Genomic DNA, 695 nt, shown 5'->3' with positions numbered 1-695 from the left:
TGGCCGCATTCTGCCTACTCGTGCCGCCCCGGATTATTGTCGAATTTTTGAATAGACCCGCGTATTGCGCAGCGTCCCGCCGGGTTCTACTCGGGAATTGCGTAACACGCCTTCAAGCTCCATGCCAACTCGCTCACACAATCGCCATGCATTCGGGTTCAGGTCGTCTGTGAGGGCTTCCACGCGATGGGCCGCGAAAGCGCTGAAGGCGAGGTCGACTATCGCGGTAACGGCTTCGCTGATCAAGCCTTGTCTCGTCCAGGAGGTTCGTCCCCACCAGCCGGCCTCAAACGTGCCGGATTTCCAGCGCGGGTTGTGAAGCCCACCACAGCCAACCAGCTCGCCGGAATCACGCGACAAGAAGAGAAAGGGAAAATCGCGACGCGCGATAAAGTTGGACGCTCCAACCCTGCAGAAGGCTTCAGAGGCATCAAGGGAGGGCTCTTCCATTGCCCATGGCAAAGATGCCGGAAACTCGCGTAGAGCTTCCAGTGATTCGATAGTCGCCTCAAAAACTTGCTGTCCATCTCCCTGTCGAGGAGCGCGAATGACTAGCCGTTCGGTGTGAATCGGATCGGGTAGATCTATCAGGACAGGCTGCATGGAGACGGTTCCGGGTTGAAACAGAAACGGGGGTTGTTCGATGCAGATTGTCGGCGATCCAGACCGCGATGTCGAACGACCGAAATTGGCCG

At 57.6% G+C, this 695-nt stretch carries 1 protein-coding gene; it reads right to left on the bottom strand.

What is annotated here, in order from left to right; genetic code table 11:
* Positions 1–33: 33 nt before the first annotated feature.
* The coding region (locus LDO54_RS02075) for a GNAT family N-acetyltransferase (RefSeq protein WP_224005453.1) at positions 34–695 on the bottom strand (662 nt) is incomplete at its 5' end.

The organism is Paraburkholderia tropica (assembly GCF_914484835.1).
Classification (GTDB): Bacteria; Pseudomonadota; Gammaproteobacteria; order Burkholderiales; family Burkholderiaceae; genus Paraburkholderia; species Paraburkholderia tropica_A.
This window is presented reverse-complemented; position numbering and strand designations above follow the sequence as displayed.